15 protein-coding genes and 1 pseudogene are annotated in these 15,934 nt (G+C 65.6%); 6 read left to right on the top strand and 10 right to left on the bottom strand.

Features of this window, described 5'->3' with window-relative positions; translation table 11 throughout:
- Window positions 1-125 precede the first annotated feature (125 nt).
- From NLN62_RS19605 to cobS, 5 genes are all read right to left on the bottom strand, one after another.
- Entirely contained in the window at window positions 126-818 is a 693-nt protein-coding gene (locus NLN62_RS19605; protein WP_254109882.1) for a hypothetical protein, read from the bottom strand.
- A 97-nt stretch (window positions 819-915) separates the two neighbouring features.
- Complete coding sequence (locus NLN62_RS19600; RefSeq protein ID WP_027524086.1) at window positions 916-2,013, bottom strand: esterase-like activity of phytase family protein; 1,098 nt, start codon at window positions 2,011-2,013, stop codon at window positions 916-918.
- Window positions 2,010-3,914 (bottom strand): cobaltochelatase subunit CobT, encoded by a 1,905-nt coding sequence (gene cobT / locus NLN62_RS19595; RefSeq protein WP_027524085.1) that lies wholly within the window; start codon window positions 3,912-3,914, stop codon window positions 2,010-2,012. Before cobT ends, NLN62_RS19600 begins: the two co-directional genes overlap by 4 nt.
- Window positions 3,911-4,321: a GNAT family N-acetyltransferase gene (locus tag NLN62_RS19590; protein WP_027524084.1), complete on the bottom strand. Its 411-nt coding sequence runs from the start codon at window positions 4,319-4,321 to the stop codon at window positions 3,911-3,913. Before NLN62_RS19590 ends, cobT begins: the two co-directional genes overlap by 4 nt.
- 4 nt (window positions 4,322-4,325) lie before the next feature.
- Entirely contained in the window at window positions 4,326-5,324 is a 999-nt protein-coding gene (gene cobS, locus NLN62_RS19585; protein ID WP_027524083.1) for a cobaltochelatase subunit CobS, read from the bottom strand.
- A gap of 295 nt (window positions 5,325-5,619) precedes the next feature.
- Here cobS and NLN62_RS19580 point away from each other — a divergent pair, with 295 nt between their 5' ends.
- The gene (locus NLN62_RS19580) at window positions 5,620-6,279 is read left to right on the top strand and encodes a DedA family protein (RefSeq protein ID WP_254109881.1); all 660 of its coding nucleotides are present in this window, start codon (window positions 5,620-5,622) and stop codon (window positions 6,277-6,279) included.
- Window positions 6,280-6,473: 194 nt separating this feature from the next.
- Here NLN62_RS19580 and NLN62_RS19575 read toward each other — a convergent pair whose 3' ends face one another.
- Window positions 6,474-7,703, bottom strand: coding sequence for a citrate synthase family protein (locus tag NLN62_RS19575; RefSeq protein WP_027524081.1), 1,230 nt, complete (start codon window positions 7,701-7,703; stop codon window positions 6,474-6,476).
- 73 nt (window positions 7,704-7,776) lie between these two features.
- Between NLN62_RS19575 and NLN62_RS19570 the strand changes: the two genes are divergently transcribed.
- Entirely contained in the window at window positions 7,777-8,826 is a 1,050-nt protein-coding gene (locus NLN62_RS19570) for a citrate synthase/methylcitrate synthase (protein WP_254109880.1), read from the top strand.
- 212 nt (window positions 8,827-9,038) lie between these two features.
- On the opposite strand, the gene NLN62_RS19565 is transcribed toward NLN62_RS19570, so the two are convergent.
- Window positions 9,039-9,674 carry a J domain-containing protein gene (locus tag NLN62_RS19565; RefSeq protein WP_254109879.1) on the bottom strand — a complete coding sequence of 212 codons (636 nt, stop codon included), beginning with the start codon at window positions 9,672-9,674 and terminating at the stop codon, window positions 9,039-9,041.
- A gap of 119 nt (window positions 9,675-9,793) precedes the next feature.
- Between NLN62_RS19565 and NLN62_RS19560 the strand changes: the two genes are divergently transcribed.
- Window positions 9,794-10,069 (top strand): BolA family transcriptional regulator, encoded by a 276-nt coding sequence (locus NLN62_RS19560; protein ID WP_027524078.1) that lies wholly within the window; start codon window positions 9,794-9,796, stop codon window positions 10,067-10,069.
- A gap of 165 nt (window positions 10,070-10,234) precedes the next feature.
- Here NLN62_RS19560 and NLN62_RS19555 read toward each other — a convergent pair whose 3' ends face one another.
- The 3 genes and pseudogenes from NLN62_RS19555 to NLN62_RS19545 form a co-directional block, all read right to left on the bottom strand.
- A complete protein-coding gene (locus tag NLN62_RS19555; protein WP_027524077.1) occupies window positions 10,235-11,539 on the bottom strand; it encodes an HlyC/CorC family transporter in 1,305 nt (434 codons plus the stop codon).
- A 27-nt stretch (window positions 11,540-11,566) separates the two neighbouring features.
- Window positions 11,567-12,715: a 3-dehydroquinate synthase gene (gene aroB, locus NLN62_RS19550; protein ID WP_254109878.1), complete on the bottom strand. Its 1,149-nt coding sequence runs from the start codon at window positions 12,713-12,715 to the stop codon at window positions 11,567-11,569.
- Window positions 12,712-13,325: pseudogene (locus tag NLN62_RS19545) on the bottom strand (shikimate kinase). The gene aroB and the pseudogene NLN62_RS19545 overlap by 4 nt, the downstream one beginning before the upstream one ends.
- A gap of 157 nt (window positions 13,326-13,482) precedes the next feature.
- Between NLN62_RS19545 and NLN62_RS19540 the strand changes: the two are divergent.
- From NLN62_RS19540 to NLN62_RS19530, 3 genes are all read left to right on the top strand, one after another.
- Window positions 13,483-13,629 (top strand): hypothetical protein, encoded by a 147-nt coding sequence (locus NLN62_RS19540; protein WP_035662856.1) that lies wholly within the window; start codon window positions 13,483-13,485, stop codon window positions 13,627-13,629.
- Window positions 13,630-13,646: 17 nt separating this feature from the next.
- The gene (gene xerD, locus NLN62_RS19535) at window positions 13,647-14,627 is read left to right on the top strand and encodes a site-specific tyrosine recombinase XerD (protein ID WP_254109877.1); all 981 of its coding nucleotides are present in this window, start codon (window positions 13,647-13,649) and stop codon (window positions 14,625-14,627) included.
- A 256-nt stretch (window positions 14,628-14,883) separates the two neighbouring features.
- The gene (locus NLN62_RS19530) at window positions 14,884-15,843 is read left to right on the top strand and encodes an acetyl-CoA carboxylase carboxyltransferase subunit alpha (protein ID WP_027524075.1); all 960 of its coding nucleotides are present in this window, start codon (window positions 14,884-14,886) and stop codon (window positions 15,841-15,843) included.
- Window positions 15,844-15,934: the final 91 nt, after the last annotated feature.

Raw genomic sequence — 15,934 nt, 5'->3', positions numbered from 1 at the left:
TCAACCACGATCTCGCCTGGACAACACGACCCTGTGGTGATGGATTCCGGGCTCGCGTGTTGCGCGCCCCGGAATGACGGTGGGAGAAGGAATGCCTCCTTCACACGCGCCCTCACCCACAACACCTACTCCCAGAACGCGCCCGGCTCCGGCTTGCCGATGCGGAAGCGGCCGCCGCGGTCGATGTCGACGACGGCCTCCGCCGAGAACTCGATCGAATAGCGGCCGTCGTCCATCTTGCTCGACTTGCCGAACGCGCCGATCTTGTCGGCGAGCCCGGCATCCTGCATCACGAACAGCCGATGGTCCGAGAAGCGGTAGCGGCGCGGGCCCTGCCATTCGACGCCCGGCCTCGAGGCGCGCATGTCGCCGTCGGTCTTACGGTCGATCTTGCGTCCCGTCATGTCGCGGAACAGGTCCGGCGCGGCGATGAGCTGCGCACGGCCGCCCTCGATCCTGTAGATGTTCAGCGTGAGGATGTGGCGCTCGCTGCGGAAGGAGACCGCGACGTAGTGCGAGTCCGGCGACCAGCCGGCGTGATAGGAATCGGGCGCGGTATCGAGATTGTTGTTCTCGCTGATGTCGTCCAGCACAGCCAGCCGACGGTGGCCGGGTTCGGCCATCAGGTAGACGCGGAATTTGTCGCGGCCGCCCTCGCCGCTTCCATGTGCCGCGATCGACAGCTTTCCGTTCGGCGCGCGCCCGCCCGCGATGATCGCGTACTCGCCCTTGGCATAGTCATGCTCGGCCGTGGCATGCGCCGGCGACAGGGCGGCAAGGGTGAGGGCGAGAGCGAGAATGGCGCGAGGGATGAGCATGCCGATATGTCGCGGCTCTCCGACTGCGCGTTCAACACCCGCCGTCGTCCCGGGGCGCGCGAAGCGCGAGCCCGGGACGACAGCGGGGTTAAGGCTACTACTCCACCAGCGTGAATTGCAGCAGCAGCGTACGCTGGAGAAAGGAGAAATTGTCGTCCGAGACCAGCGTCAGCACGGTCTCGCCGTCGGCGCCGATATGGGCGTCGATGCCTTCCATGTTGTCGATCTCGTGGCCGAGATCGGCGGCGAAGAGCTCGGGACCATCGACCAGCGCGCCGGGCGCGATCGACTTCAAGGGGATCGCGCGGATGCGGATGTTAACGCCGGTGAACCAGGAGAATTTGCGCTCCAGGATCAGGAGTTCGCCCGAAGGCAGCAGCACCGCGTCGCTGATGTCGAAATTCTCGGTGCGGCGCACGCTGAACTGCCCGGGCGAGGGACCGCCGATCAGGAAGGCGATCAGGTTGCCGTCGCGGTCGAGCCCGCGCTCGGAAAACGCGATCAGCGTGCCGGCCAAGGGCTGCGCCTTTTGCAGGCCCTTGGGCACGAACACCAGCGCCTCGAGCCCCTTGTTGTACGGCAGCTTCTTCGCGGCGGGCGGCAACGGCAGCACCTCGCCGCGGGCGCGGGTAAAGCCTTTGGAGAAGTCGAAGCGCATCAGCGCGTTGACGCGCTCGAGCCCGACATAAACGAAGGAGCCGTCGAGCGCGATTGACTCGGTATCGTACCAGAGCCGCTTCTCGGTGATCGGCCGCCCTTCGGCGTTCAGCATCGGCGCGGCCTCGACGTCGTCGAGCCCGGCCATGTCGCGCCCGGCGTAGCGGATGGTCCCGCTGAACCACGCGCCCTGGTCGGAGATCGCGATGAAGCGCTCTCCTTTCTTGCGTTGTCCTTGGGCGTCGAGGAAGCGGATGCCGGAGAGGCCGCCGAAGCCGCGATAGGGCGAGGTCAGGACGAGACCGCTGCGATACTCCAGCGCGCCGAAGCGGGTGCGCGCGCGATCGCGCGGCTCGAACGAAGGAATTTGCCGCGCGTTCACCTCGATGGCGACCGGCTCGGTGACGGTGTGCTCGGCCTGCCCCGCCGATTTCGGCGGCTGGGTCGCGACCTCTGCGCGCGCATTTGCGGGGAGCGCGAGCGTCGCTGCTCCCGCCGCATGGCCGAGAAATTGGCGGCGGGAGAAACGCGCGGTCACGAATGCAGTTTGCGGCGCGGGCGGCTCGGGGCTTGCGCGGGCGCGGTGTGCGTCTCGCTGAAGAGCTCGGCGAGCTTCTCGGTGATGGCGCCGCCAAGCTCTTCGGCGTCCACGATCGTCACCGCGCGGCGGTAGTAGCGCGTAACGTCATGGCCGATGCCGATCGCGATCAGCTCCACTGGCGAGCGCGTCTCGATCTCCTCGATGATGTGCCGCAGGTGCCGCTCGAGATAGTTGCCGGCATTGACCGACAGCGTGGAATCGTCGACCGGCGCACCGTCCGAGATCATCATCAGGATCTTGCGCTGCTCGGTGCGGCCGAGCAGGCGCTTGTGCGCCCAGTCGAGCGCCTCGCCGTCGATGTTCTCCTTGAGCAGCCCCTCGCGCATCATCAGGCCGAGATTCTTCCGCGCACGGCGCCAGGGCGCGTCCGCCGACTTGTAGATGATGTGGCGGAGGTCGTTGAGGCGGCCGGGATTGGCCGGCTTGCCGGCGGCGAGCCAGGCCTCACGCGATTGTCCGCCCTTCCAGGCGCGCGTGGTGAAGCCCAGAATCTCGACCTTGACGCCGCAACGCTCCAGCGTGCGCGCCAGGATATCGGCGCAAGTTGCCGCCACCGTAATGGGGCGTCCCCGCATCGAGCCGGAATTGTCGAGCAGCAGCGTCACCACGGTGTCGCGGAAGGTCGCCTCCTTCTCGCGCATGAAGGACAGCGGGTGATAGGGATCGGTCACCACGCGCGACAGCCGCGCGGGATCGAGAATGCCCTCTTCGAGATCGAACTCCCAGGCGCGGTTCTGCTGCGCCATCAGGCGGCGCTGCAAGCGGTTGGCGAGGCGCGCGACGATGCCCTGCAGATGCGCGAGCTGCTTGTCGAGGTAGGAGCGCAAGCGCTCCAATTCGTCATGGTCGCAGAGATCTTCGGCGGCGATCACCTCGTCGAACTTCGGCGCAAAGGCGTGATATTCCGGCCCGCGCGGCTCGTTGACCCCGCGCGAATTCGGCCGCGTCGCCTCGCCCGGCGTCTCGTCGTCACCGAGCTCGCCGTCGTCGAAGGTGTCCGAGGTCGAGGCCTGCGCGCTTTCCATCGCGCTCTCGCTCATCTCCTCGGTCGTCGCCTGCGCCTGGTCGGCGCTCATCTCCTGCGCGGCGTCGGAATCGGGTGAGCCCTCCGCGCCGGCCTGATCGTTGTCGCCGTCGCGGTTGTCGTCCTGATTGTCGTCCTCGTCGGAATCGGCGTTGCGCTCGTCACCCAGCTCGAGCGCCGACAACAGGTCATGGATGGCGTCGCCGAATTTGGTCTGGTTCTCGACCAGGCTGTCGAGCCGGTCGAGCCGTCTGCCGATCTTGTCCTCCAGCGTCGACCGCCAGAGATCGACCATCTTCTTGGCCGCCGCCGGCGGCGCCATTCCGGTCAGGCGTTCACGCACCAGCATGGCGAGCGCATCCGCCAGCGGCGCATCGGCGCGGTCGGTAATCTCGTCGAACTTGCCGCGATGGAAATGGTCATCGAGCATCGCGGTGAGGTTCTTGGCAACGCCCGCCATGCGGCGCGCGCCGATCGCCTCGACCCGCGCCTGCTCCACCGCCTCGAACACGCCGCGTGCCTGCGGATTGCCCGGCATCAGCTTGCGATGCAGTTTCGGATCGTGACAGGCGAGCTTGAGCGCGATCGAGTCGGCATGGCCGCGCACGATCGCCGCATCGCGCTTCGTCATTTTCCGCGCCGGCTCGGGCAGCCGCGCCTTGCCCGGCGCAAGGCCGGGGCGCTCGGCGGCGAAGCTGATTTCGAGCTCGGGCGTCTTGGCGATCGCCTTCAGGCACGACGCCACCGAGCGCTTGAACGGCTCGGTCGGCGCTTCCTTGGTGTTGCGGAATTTGGAGTTGGATGTGCTGCTCATAGCGACTTCGTAAACCAATGGCGCGTCACGCCGCCAGGATAGCCGTCAATGGCGCCGAATTCTTCGTAGCCGCTAGCGCGGTAGAAGCCCGGCGCCTGGAAACTCATCGTGTCGAGATAAGACCGGGTCGCCCCGATCTTTCTCGCCTCGTCCTCGATCGCCGCGATCAGCTTGGTGCCGTGGTCCTTGCCGCGGAATTTCTGCTCGATCCAGAAGAACTGGATGAACAGAACCTGCGTCCAGACCTCACCGACGATGCCGCCGACGATCTTGCCGCGCTCTTTCAGGGAAATCGCGAGGCGCTTGTACTTCTGCTTTCCCATCCGCTCATTGTTGTAGCCAATGAGCCCGGCGAGCACCGCTTTCTTGGTCGTCCCAATGCTGCGCTCGGCGGTGATGGTTGGCATGGGACTAGCTAAGCGCCACGTTGACCGCCGATTCCGGCAGCTCCGCGTTGAAGCAGCGCTGATAGAACTCGGCGACCAGGGGACGCTCGAGCTCGTCGCACTTGTTGAGGAAGGTGACGCGGAAGGCGAAGCCGATATCGCCGAAGATGTCGGCGTTCTCGGCCCAGGTGATCACCGTGCGCGGGCTCATCACCGTCGACAGATCGCCATTGGCGAAGGCGTTGCGGGTGAGATCGGCAAGGCGAACCATCTTGTTGACGATGTCGCGGCCTTCCTGGGTGCGATAGTGCTTGGCCTTCGCCAGCACGATCTCCACTTCCTCGTCATGCCCGAGATAGTTGAGCGTGGTGACGATCGACCAGCGGTCCATCTGGCCCTGGTTGATCTGCTGGGTGCCGTGATAGAGGCCCGAGGTGTCGCCGAGGCCGACGGTGTTGGCGGTCGAAAACAGCCGGAACGCCGGATGCGGCTTGATCACCTTGTTCTGGTCGAGCAGCGTCAGGCGGCCGGAGACTTCCAGCACGCGCTGGATCACGAACATCACGTCCGGGCGGCCGGCGTCGTATTCGTCGAACACCAGCGCGACGTTGTGCTGGAGCGCCCAGGGCAGAATGCCGTCGCGGAATTCGGTGACCTGCTTGCCGTCCTTGACCACGATCGAGTCTTTGCCGACGAGGTCGATACGGCTGATGTGGCTGTCGAGGTTGACGCGCACGCAGGGCCAGTTGAGGCGCGCGGCGACCTGCTCGATATGGGTGGATTTGCCGGTGCCGTGATAGCCCGTCACCATGACGCGGCGGTTCTTGGCGAAACCTGCGAGGATCGCGAGCGTGGTGGCGCGGTCGAAACGGTAATCGGCATCGACTTCGGGCACGTGAGGATCGACTTCGGAATAGGCCGGCACTTCGAGATCGCTGTCGATCCCGAAGACCTGGCGGACCGACACCTTCATGTCGGGCAAACCGTTGACTTCCTCAACTTTGGACAGGGCGGCGGTCGTCATTCATCCTCCGAGGCCCCGGGCGGTCCCGAGACCAGTTATTTGCACTTTGGCGGCGGCTGGGTGCAGTTGCGAACCTATCAGAGACCACGAGCCGGCAGAAGCCCGCGCCCCAATCAAAGTTCCGTTGTCATTTCATTTAGATAGGCAAGGAACGCGATTTTTGGAAGGCTGCCCTGCGAATCACGCCGAAATTCCATGGCCTTCAAGCGTTCGCCGCCCGCTTTGGCACTTTGGCGGCCGCGCCCTACTTGTGTAAGGTCTGAACCCAAATGCTCCTGCCCGATACAGAGACGACGTGACGTCCTTCCTCGATCCCTTCATAGACTTCGTCTCGGCCCATGCTGGGCTGGCCTACCTGACTCTCTTCCTCGCGGCGCTGCTGGAGGCTGTTCCGGTGGTGGGTTCGGTCGTTCCCGGCTCGACCATCATCCTGGCGCTGAGCGCCCTGATCCCGGGCGGCGAACTGAAACTACAATGGGTGCTACTGGCCGCCGCCCTCGGCGCCATTCTGGGTGACGGCTCGGCCTACTGGATCGGACACAAGCAGCAGCGCGAGATCCTCAATAGCTGGCCTCTGACCAACTATCCCCGCGTGATCGAGGAGAGCGAGACCTTCTTCCGCCGGTTCGGCACCTGGGCGGTGTTCTTCGCCCGCTTTGTCCCACCAATCCGGGCTTTCGTACCGGTCACCGCCGGTGCGGTCGGCATGGCGCCGGCGCGCTTCTATGCGGTCAATATCCCTGCAATCCTGGTCTGGGCGCCGGCGCACGTGCTGCCGGGCGACCTCGCGATTTCGGCCTGGCACAGCTATTCCGGCCTGCCGCACCACGGGCATCCCGCCAAGCACATCTGGATGCTCACTGTCGTCGGCGTCGCGATCGTTGTGGGCCTCGTGATCTGGAGCATCCGCCGGAGGCACGGCAGCAGGGTCGTGCCGGCAAAGCCGGAGGGTTAGAGGGCCGCCACACCACAGGTGTCGTCCTGGCGAAAGCCAGGACCCATTACCCCAGGGAGTGGTTCGGCGAAGATTCGTCGTCCGGTACTGCTAGCGTCCCTAATCGATAGATTCCGCGGTATGGGTCCTGGCTTTCGCCAGGACGACGATGGAGAGCTCGGGGGTGGCAGAGCGATCTGGGGCGAGGAGCGATCTCAGCCCTTCGTATCGACTGTCCCCGCCCGCCGCCCAGGCGCTGGCCCAACATAGCGCGCCCGCGGGCGGATCAGCCTTCCGTGCTGCAATTGTTCGCTCGCATGCGCGATCCAGCCGACGCTGCGCGCCATTGCGAACAGCGCGAGCTCGCTGCCGGCCGGCAGGCGCAGGGCGTGCACCAGCACGGCGAGCGCGTAGTCGATATTGACGAACTCGCCGGTCGCCTCCGCAATCCGCTCCGGCACCTCGCGGGTGAATTTGCGCGGCGCGCCGGCCCTCGCCAACGCATTGAGCAGCGACTGTGCGCGCGGATCGCCGCGCTTGTAGACGCCGTGGCCGAAGCCGGCAAAATGCTCGCCGAGCGCGACGCGCTCACGCACCATCGGCTCGACATCGCGATCCACCAGCGTCTTCACGAGCTGCGAGGCCAGCACGCCGGCGCCGCCATGTTTCGGGCCTTTCAGCGCGGCGAGACCAGCAATGACGGCATCGTAGAGATTGAGCCCGGTAGAAGCCGCGCAGCGTGCGGTGAAGGTCGACGCATTCAGTTCGTGTTCTGCCAGCAGTACCAGCGCGCGGCGGACGAGATCAGCCGCATGCTTGTTGTCGGGTGCCCAGGCGCTGGCGATCTGCTGATGTAGCGGCGCGGACGAGGGCTCGGCATTGAGCATGGTTGCGACCAGCAGCCGGACGATGCGCGCTCCGACCATCGCGCGGCCATCGGGCGCGCGGGTAAAGGCGCGGGGATCGGCGCTCGCGGCAAGCGCCAGCACCGCGATGGCGCGGTCGATTGGGGCTGCTCGGCGCGCGGCCTCCGCGATCGCGCGCATCTCGTCCGAGACCTGGGGGCAATTGTCCGATGCAAAGGGATCGACGCCGGAGACGTCCCAGAGCAACGTCGCGGCATGCTCCAGCGTGTCCCGCTCAGCGAGGTCGACGCAGTTCACGCCGCGATAGATCGCGCCCTCCTCGGTGATGGTCGAGATCTCCGTGTCCATCACCGGCAGGTCGGCGTCGAAGCTGCGCAGGCCCCGCGGTTCCGGCGACGGGACGCGACGCTCTTTCAGGTTGCGGACGTCCTCGGCGCGGTAGCGGTTTTTGCGCGAATCCGCCGTCGGCTCGGAGCGGATCAGGCCGCGGCTGACATAGGCGTAGAGTGTCGCAGGCGAGATCGCAAGTTCCGCGGCGGCCTCCCGCGCCGAGAGGTACAGCTCCTCGGAATTTTTCATATTGATTTATGTAATCAAGATTGATCAATCTGTCGAGAGGCCTGACCTTTCTCATCGTGAAAGGAGACAGGCCATGAACATCCACCTCACCAAAAGCCAGATTGGGCTGGACGGGGTTCCCGCCGCCGAGACCGTGCTCAGCCATGTCGACGGCGAGCGCGGCGAGCTCATCATTGCCGGCGAGCATGTCGGCACCCTCGCCCGCCAGTCGAGCTTCGAGGGCGTCACCGCCCGGCTCTGGAACGGCGCATCTAGAGGCACGCTCAGCGAAGCCAATGTGCGCGCGAGCCTCGGGCTTGCACGCGAACGCGCCTTTGCGCGGCTGCCGGATCTTTTGCCGGCAACGCGCGGTATGGGCATCATCGACGGGTTTCGCGCGGCGGTCGCAGGACTTCGCGCCGAGAACGGGCTCGAGCACGAGGCGACCATCGTCGGCGCGTTTCCGGTGATTGCCGGCGCGCTGGTGCGACAGGCGAAGGGATTTGATCCGGTCGCGCCCGATCCGAATGCGAGCCATGCCGCCGATACGCTGAAGATGCTGCGTGGCGCTATGCCCGAGCCGCGCGAGGTCGCGGCGCTGGACGCCTATCTCGTCACGGTCTGCGATCACGGCATGAACGCCTCGACCTTCGCCACGCGCGTGGTGGCCTCGACGCAGGCCGATCTGTTCGCCGCCGTCACCGCCGGCTATTGCGCACTGACGGGACCGCTGCACGGCGGCGCGCCGGAGCCGGTGCTGGAAATGCTGGATGCAATCGGTTCGCGCGAACGGATTAGGCCGTGGGTCGATGCGGCGCTGGCGCGCGGCGAACGGCTGATGGGTTTTGGCCATCGCGTCTATCGCGTGCGCGATCCGCGCGCCGACCTGCCGTTTGCCGGCGAGGTCGAGGCCTATATCCGCGCCGCGCTGCGCAAGAAGAATCCGGATCGGCCGCTGGAGACCAATGTCGAGTTCTTCACCGCGATCCTGCTCGATGCCCTCGCCATCCCGCGCCAGGCCTTCACGCCGATCTTCGCGGTAGCGCGCTCTGCAGGCTGGACCGCGCATGCACTCGAGCATCGGCGGACAGGACGGCTGATCCGGCCGAGTTCGTCGTATGTGGGAGCGATGCCGAAGGATTGAGCGACGTCTAGCCCGGATGGAGCGTGCTGTCCCCTCTCCCCTTGCGGGAGAGGGTGGCTCGCCGCGCAGCGGCGAGACGGGTGAGGGGTTCTCTCGGCGGACGAATCTCTTGCAGTGAACTCGCGGACCCAACCCCTCATCCGGCGCTTCGCGCCACCTTCTCCCACAAGGGGAGAAGGGAAAGCAGCGAGCGCGCGCCAGGGTGCGGGGGCCTACGCCTCCTTCACCACCGTCTTCAGATAATTATACGCCTTGATGATCTCGATCAGGCGGTCTTCGGTGGAGCGGTCGCCGCCGTTCGCATCCGGGTGATGCTGCTTCACCAGCGCCTTGTACTTGGTCTTGACGTCGGCGAGCGTGGCGTCGGGGCCGAGCCCCATGACCTGAAGCGCCTTGCGCTCGGCGTTCATCACCTTGCGCGTTTCAGCCTTGGGCTGGGCCTCCGGCCCGCGCCGCCAGTTGGCGCGGCCGTTGATCTCGCTGAACATGCTGAACGGATCGAAGGCGCCATCGATCTCGGCTTCCGCACCCTTCTTGACGCCGCCATTGGCGCCCATCTTCCAGGTCGGGCGGTGGCCGGTCAGCGCATCCTTCTGGTAGCGCGCGACGGCGTCGGCATTCATGCCGGAAAAGAAATTGTAGTTCTGGTTGTACTCGCGCACGTGATCGAGGCAGAAGTGCCAGTACTCGCGCGAATTCTCACGGCCCTTTGGCGCGCGGTGGCTGCCCTTGTTCTGGCAGCCGGTCCATTCGCAGGCGACCACGGTCTCGCGCGGCTTCGCTTCCGGCTTCGCACCTCTCGGCTTGACGCGGATGGAGTCGAAGAATTTTGATGAATCGATCGGCATGGCTAACTTTGACTACGCAATGCAAAAACCTTCAAGTCTTGACATTGCGATTGGCGTAGAAGCACGGGATTAAAGAAACGCGATCGCGCGACTTTATGGCTCACATGACAGGCAACGACATGGCTACACAAGACACTATCAGCAACAAGTTGCGCGAAGCTTTCTCGCCGGACAGCCTGCAAGTGGTCGATGAATCACATTTGCATGAAGGCCATGCGGGCCACCGGCCGGGCGGCGAGACGCATTTCCGGGTTTATATCGTGTCTGATGCCTTCAAAGGGAAGAGCCGGGTCGAGCGTCACCGCATGATTAATGCGACGCTGGCCGCGGAACTCTCCGGCGGCGTGCACGCGCTGGCCATCCACGCGCAGGCGCCGGGGGAAGGCGGGAGCTAACCGCCCTATTCGAGCAACAAATCGCGCCATTTTCCCTCATCCTGAGGAGCGCGCCCTTGCGCGCGTCTCGAAGTATGAAGGCCGAGAGGCTGCCGCCGGGCCTGCATGGTTCGAGACGGCGCTTCGCGCCTCCTCACCATGAGGGTTCGACAGAAGCGCGTGAAGCTAGAACGACGTCCCTGCCCGCCTCGGCTTGGCCTCCTCCACCTCCGCTTCGCGCGGCACCGGCGAAATACGGAGTGCGGTGATGCGGTTGCGCTCGCGGCGCAGCACTCGGAAGCGGAAGCCGTGGAACGTAAAACTCTGGCCGCGGTCCGGGATCGAGCGCGCCTCGTGAATGACGAGGCCGGCGACCGTCGTTGCCTCTCCATCAGGCAGACGCCAGTCCATGGCGCGGTTGAGATCGCGGATCGGCACCGAGCCGTCGACCACGACCGAACCGTCTGGCTGGGCGCGCACGCCGGCGACGACCACGTCGTGCTCGTCGGAGATATCGCCGACGATCTCTTCCAGAATGTCTTCCAGCGTCACAAGACCTTCAACTTCGCCGTACTCGTCGACGACGAGCGCGAAATGGGTCTTGCGGCGGCGGAAGGCTTTTAGCTGCTCGGATACGGTGCGCATCTCCGGCACGAACCAGGGCGGCAGCGCAATGGTCGAGGCGTCGATGCGCGAGGTGTCGCCTTCGGAGGCCCGAATGGCGCGCAACAGGTCCTTGGCGTGCAGCACGCCGATGATGTTCTCGGGCTTGTCGCGCCACAGCGGGATGCGGGTGTATTCGGTCGCCAGCACCTCGCGCACCAGATCCTCCGGCGGCAGGTCGGCGTTGATCATCATCATCTCGGTACGATGGATCATGACGTCGGACACCTGAAGCTCACGCAGGTCGAGGAGACCGCCGAGCATGTCGCGGTCCTGCTTCTCGACCTTGCCTTCATGGTGCAAGAGGTCGACCGCGCCGCGCAGGCGCTCGGTCGGCGACAGGATCGCCTGGTGCTCGCCGGCAAGACCGAACAGCCGCATCAACAGGCGCACGATGACTTCCACCACCGTCAATAGCGGCCCGAGCACGTACATCGTCAGCCGCATCGGACGCGCCACGGCGAGCGCGACGCGGTCGGGTGCGTTGATGGCGATGGTCTTTGGCAAGACTTCCGCGAAGATCACGACCAGCGCGGTCATCACACCGGTCGCGTAGAGCACGCCGACCTCACCGAACCAGGTGGTGAAGATGCCGGTCGCAATCGCCGACGCCCCGATATTGGCGATGTTGTTGCCGAGCAGCAGCGCGCCGATCAGGCGCTCGCGCATATCGAGCAGTTGGGAGACGACATCGGCCTCGCGATGACCCTGCCTGGAGAGCCGCAGCATGCTGGCGCGCGAGGCGCCGGTCAGCGCGGTCTCGCTCGCGGCGAAGAACGCCGAGACCAGGAGACAGAAGACGACGATGGAGAATCCGAGCCAATCCATGACCCAACCGCCGATATCAATCGCTCATCACGCCTTGCGCGCGAGCTTGTCGTTGAGGAAATCGCGTACCAGCGACGGCTCGACATCCTTGGCGATGACGGCGCGCCCGACTGCTTCCAGGAGGATGAAGGTGAGCTTGCCGCGCTTGACCTTCTTGTCCTGCGCCATCAGCGCCAGCAGCGCGTCGGCGTCGACAAGCCCCTCCTGCGCAAAGCCCGCGATATCCTGAAGACGCGTTGGCAAGCCAGCCTCCGCAAGGTGACGTTCGACGCGCGCCGCATCCGCCGCACCGATCATGCCGAGCCTTGCGGAGAACTCCGCCGCCAGCACCATGCCGATCGACACGCCCTCGCCGTGGAACAGCCGGTCGGAGAAGCCGGTGGCGGCTTCCAGCGCGTGACCAAAGGTGTGGCCGAGATTGAGCAGCGCGCGCTCGCCGGTCTCGCGCTCATCACGCGAGACGACGCCTGCCTTGGCGCGGCAGGAGGTCGCGATCGCGTGCTCGCGCGCCGAGCCGCCCTTGAAGATGTCGGCGTGGTTCTTCTCCAGCCAGGTGAAGAAGGCCTCGTCGCCGAGCACGCCGTATTTGGCGACCTCAGCATAGCCGGCGCGGAACTGCCGCGGCGACAGCGTATCGAGCACGGCGGTGTCGGCAATGACCAGCACCGGCTGGTGGAAGGCGCCAAGCAGATTCTTGCCCTGCGGCGAGTTGATGCCGGTCTTGCCACCGACGCTGGAATCAACCTGAGCCAGAAGCGAGGTCGGCACCTGCACGAAGTCGACGCCGCGGCGCAGGATCGCGGCCGCAAAGCCGGCGAGATCGCCGACCACGCCGCCACCGAGCGCAATGACGAGATCGTTGCGCTCGATCTTCGCGGCGATCAGCGCCTCGCTGACCTTTTCGAGCCCGGCATAGGTTTTGGAAATCTCGCCTTCTTCAACAACGATGCGCGAGGTCGGAACGCCCGCGGCTGCGAGCGAGGCTTCAGCCGGCTCCAACCAATGCTTTGCGACGGTGCGATCGGTGACGATCGCGGTGCGCACGCCGGGGCGCAGGGCCGCGACACGCGCGCCGAGCGAGGCCAGCACGTCCCGGCCGATGACGATGTCGTAGGTGCGCTCGCCGAGCGCGACGTCGACGATAACAGGATCTGAATGTTTCAACGGCGCGGTCATCTCGCGGCACTCGCTACATCGAAGGGTGGGGAGCGCCGCAGAGATAGTCGCGCAGCGTCTCCAGGCACTCCTCCACGATCCGGTCATGCGGCACGTCGCGCGAGGAGATCGTGAGGTCGGCATTCTGGTAGACCGGCTCGCGTTCGCTGAGCAACCGGGTTACCGTCCCTTCCGGATCGGCGGTTTGCAGCAGCGGGCGATCGGCGCGGCGGCGTACCCGCCGCATGATGACGTCATGATCGGCCCTGAGCCAGATCGAGACCGCCTTGGCCGCGATGCGCGCCCGCGTCTCCTCGCGCATGAAGGCGCCGCCGCCGGTGGCGAGCACCAGCGGGCCGCCGTCCAGGAGGCGCGCTATCACCCGCGTCTCGCCGTCGCGAAAATAAGGCTCGCCGTGGCGCTCGAAGATTTCCGGTATGGTCATGCCGGCAGCCGCCTCGATCTCAGTGTCGGCATCGACGAAAGGCAGCTTGAGCCGGGCCGCGAGGCGCCGGCCGATGGTGGATTTGCCGACCCCCATCATGCCGACCAGCACGATCGAGCGGCCCGCAAGCGCCGACAGGATGTCGGGCTCGGGCGAGCTTGGTGCTGGTACGGCGGCCTCGGACATGGATCTCGCTCAATCTGCCGCCAAAGGCGGCATCTGGGGCCACCTATACGACCCCGAAGGGACCCTCGCCAGAGACTCTTGCCACGAAACGGCGAACATGTTGGATGATTTCATTGGTTAATTCGCCCCGACGAGACCCCTACCGAGACTTCGCCCGATGCCCAGCCTGTTCCGCTTCCTGACGGTCGTCGCCGTACTCGCCGGCATCGTCTATGGCGTGATCTTCGCGCTGGCGAATTTCGTCAGCCCAAAGTCGCGGGAAATGACCGTGACCATCTCGCCTGACAAGTTTCTCAAGAAATAGGCGCTAGCCTCCGGGGCATGCCAGCAAAGCCCTCCAATACCCAACTGACCGGCCTGTTCCTCGACATGCTCGCGGCGGAACAAGGTGCCGGCCCCAATACGCTCGACGCCTACCGGCGCGACCTCACCGACTTCTCCGACTTCCTCGCCCACAAGCGCCAGGATTTCATCGGCGCCGACACGCAAGTCTTGCGCGACTATCTCGGTGATCTCGATACGCGCGGGTTCAAATCGACCAGCGTCGCCCGCCGCCTGTCGGCGATGCGGCACCTGTTTCGCTTCCTGCTCAACGAGCGCATTCGCAGCGACTATCCCGCCGCGATCCTCTCGGGACCGAAGCGCGGCCGCAGCCTGCCGAAGGTGCTGTCGATTGCCGACGTCGATCGCATGCTGAGACGCGCCAAGGAGCTGAGTGAGGCGGCGGACGCGTCGCTCTCCCAGCGGCTCCGCAGCTTGCGGCTCTATTGCCTGCTCGAAGTACTTTACGCCACGGGCCTGCGTGTCTCCGAACTGGTGTCGCTGCCGCGCTCGGCCGCAAAGCGCGACGCGCGCATGATCGTGGTGCGCGGCAAGGGCAACAAGGAGCGCCTGGTGCCACTCAACGAGGCCGCGCGGCAGGCGATGGCGGATTATCTTGCGGCAACGGACGCCGCCAAAGGCGACAGCAAGGGCGACGGCAAGTCGAACAAGAAAGGCAGCCTCGCAGCCTCGAAATGGCTGTTTCCCTCCTTCGGCGAAAGCGGCCACCTGACGCGGCAGCATTTTGCCCGCGACCTGAAGGAGCTCGCGGTCGCCTCCGGTCTTCAGGCGCGCCTCGTCTCCCCGCACGTGCTGCGCCACGCCTTTGCCAGCCACCTCCTCCACAACGGCGCCGACCTGCGCATCGTGCAGACGCTGCTCGGCCACACCGACATCTCGACGACGCAGATTTACACCCATGTGGTGGAGGAGCGCCTGAAGAGCCTGGTGCGCGACCTGCACCCGCTGGCGGAGAAGTAGGCGAAGCAACCTCCGCCGTGGTCCCGGACAAGCGTAAGCGCAAATCCGGAACGACAGCGGAGGTTGGAGTCGGGACACGAGAGCCACCACCATCCGCCTTGACTTCCGCCCCGTCTCCGCAGAAAGAGCCGTCTGCCTTTGTCGCGATTTGGCGCGCGGCTGCTCTTATCCCGCGCCAAGCCATTGAAGACGCTCCACTTCTCTGTCCCGCCGGAAATCTGCTTCGTCTCCCCACCCTGCCCCCTATATTGAACCGATGTCAGACCTCATGCGCAGCTATCTCGATTTCGAAAAGCCCGTCGCCGAGCTCGATTCCAAGCTCGACGAATTGCGCGCGCTCTCGGCCTCCGGCGACATTGCCGAGGAGGTCGGCAAGATCGAGGACAAGGCGGCGCAGGCGCTCGCCGATCTCTATGCGAATTTGACGCCGTGGCAGAAGACGCTGGTCGCCCGCCATCCGCAGCGGCCGCACTTCTCCGACTTCATCAACGGCCTGGTCACCGAATTCACCCCGCTCGCCGGCGACCGCAAGTTCGGCGAGGACGAGGCGCTGGTCGCAGGCTTCGGCCGCTTCCGCGGCGAAGCCATCTGCGTGATGGGCCAGGAAAAGGGCGATTCCACCGAGAGCCGCATCAAGCACAATTTCGGCATGGCGCGGCCCGAAGGCTATCGCAAGGCGGTGCGGCTGATGGAGATGGCCGAGCGGTTTGGCCTGCCCGTGCTGTCGATCGTCGATTCTGCCGGCGCCTATCCCGGCATCGGCGCGGAAGAGCGCGGACAGGCCGAAGCGATTGCGCGCTCGACGGACGCCTGCCTGTCGCTAGGCGTGCCGAACGTTGCGATCATCACCGGCGAGGGCATGTCGGGCGGCGCGATCGCGATCACCACGGCGAACCGCGTCCTGATGCTGGAGCATGCGATCTACAGCGTGATCTCGCCGGAGGCCGCCTCCTCGATCCTCTGGCGCGACGGCACCAAGGCCCAGGAAGCCGCCAACAGCATGAAGATCACAGCCCAGGACATGCTGCGCTTCGGCGTCATCGACAGCATCCTCAAAGAACCCGTCGGCGGCGCCCACCGCGACCCCGCCGCCATGATCGCCACCACGGGCGAGGCGATCGAGCAGGCCTTCATCGAGCTGCGCAACCTCGATGCGGACGCCATCCGCAAACAGCGTCGGCAGAAATTCCTCGAAATCGGCCGCAAACTGGCGTGATTTGGGGGTGCCGTGTCCCGGACGCGGTGCAGCGTGCAACGCTGCTCCGCAGAGCCGGGACCCAGCAGGCCACACGATCACCTGCGGCATG

Source organism: Bradyrhizobium sp. CCGUVB23 (assembly GCF_024199885.1).
Taxonomy (GTDB): domain Bacteria; phylum Pseudomonadota; class Alphaproteobacteria; order Rhizobiales; family Xanthobacteraceae; genus Bradyrhizobium.
Note: the sequence above shows the minus strand (reverse complement) of the source record. Positions and strands in the feature narration are given on the sequence as shown.